This window comes from Cerasibacillus sp. (assembly GCF_036516575.1).
Taxonomy (GTDB): Bacteria; Bacillota; Bacilli; order Bacillales; family Amphibacillaceae; genus Cerasibacillus.
On sequence record NZ_DATBTY010000010.1, the window covers coordinates 1 to 1638 of the forward strand.

Below are 1638 nucleotides of genomic sequence, written 5' to 3' on the forward strand. Positions count from 1 at the left end.
ATCAAGTAAAAAAGCTAAACAAAAGGCTTTTAAAGCTACTTTAATCATTGATTTGAAAATATTCAGTATTGACTTTGTTTAATTGTTCAACAAAAAATAGGTTCATTCTTTTTCAAAAAACGAATAATAAATCATCAAGAAGTATAATTATTATATAATTCGAATTTTTAACACAACCTAAAAATCCAACATATATTTACATAATGTTATTATTATAATAATAACGAGTTTTTTAATATTTCTTTTTTTCCGAATTATCTGTTTTACATACTGGTATATGGTATTAAGTGCTACAAACCTATATAATTCATTTTAACAGGAGGGGTAGGAAAGAATGACAAGGCAAAAAGACGATAAAATTGACCGAGAAGTTATTCGATCAGAAATGTGGTATGAAATTACACGAAAGAATATATATGAAGCTCACATTGAGCATTTTTATTTATTATTAATAAAAGAGCATCTGCATAACCATACGCATAAAGTAGAAATAACGTTACCAAATGAAAGCTTGGTAACATGAAAACAGCGACAAACACCGATTTAACAGTGTTTGTCGCTGTTTTTATAGAAAATAACACGCTTAGACGCTGCGAAAAATAATTTTGAAGAATACTGTTCAATCCACTTGTTCTGAACGGTAACGTCATAAATCTGCATTTCCTAACCATACCCCTGTATAAAAATATATATAACTATCTAAAATTTTATAAACTAAAGTGTAAATATGATAAGAACTATTTTGCAATGTGGTTAATTGTAAGGTATACTTTTAAAAAGTATCGTAAGAGGAGTGGAAGTATGGCGACAACAATTGTAGTAGGGAACTTTAAAGGCGGCGTTGGTAAGACGAAGGTATCGGTTATGTTAAGTTGGGAGCTTTCGAAGTATTACAATAAGAAAGTGTTACTTGTTGATATGGACCCTCAAGGGAATGCAAGTACGCTAATTGCGCGCTCTGCGGGTGTTTCTGAATTGAATACTAGTATCTTTGACGGCTTTCAAAAAGGTGATTTAAAGGACTGTATCGTTAACGTGGCAGATAATCTTCATGTGATTCCTGCGCAAGTGTCTTTTAAAAACCTGCCGAAGTTCTTATATAGTAAATTTGAAAATGAAATTGACCAAGTCAGCTATTTAAATCAACTGCTGGATCCCATTCGTTCGGATTATGACTACATCTTTATTGATGTGCCACCGACGATTAGTGATTTCTCCGACAATGCGATGATGGCTGCCGATTATGTATTAATCATTTTACAGGCACAAGAACTATCGCTTGAAGGCGCAGAGACATATATCAAATACCTACAGTTCATGGTAGACAACTACGATGCGGATATTCAAGTAGCTGGTGTATTACCCGTACTATTACGCCCTGGTGGTCGTGTGGATATGTCGACTATTGAACGTGCGAAGGAAATGTTTGGTGAAGATAACGTAATGAAGACTGTTGTTAAGCACTTGGAGCGCTTAAAAGCGTGGGACGTGACGGGCATTACGGATAATGACCAACATGACCGCAAAGCGCATAAAGTATTTACCGATGTGTTGGATGAGTTATTAGAAAAACTTGAAGCATTTGAAGAGGGTGGTAAGTATGAATAAGGAAAAAGGCGGTTTAATTAAAAAGAAAGC

Annotated in this window: 2 protein-coding genes; both read left to right on the forward strand. The window is 34.1% G+C overall.

The window, feature by feature from the left end; translation table 11 throughout:
• Window positions 1-334: 334 nt before the first annotated feature.
• A complete protein-coding gene (locus VIG73_RS02350) occupies window positions 335-523 on the forward strand; it encodes a hypothetical protein (RefSeq protein ID WP_331638955.1) in 189 nt (62 codons plus the stop codon).
• A 278-nt stretch (window positions 524-801) separates the two neighbouring features.
• Window positions 802-1608 (forward strand): AAA family ATPase, encoded by an 807-nt coding sequence (locus tag VIG73_RS02355; RefSeq protein WP_108307186.1) that lies wholly within the window; start codon window positions 802-804, stop codon window positions 1606-1608.
• Window positions 1609-1638: the final 30 nt, after the last annotated feature.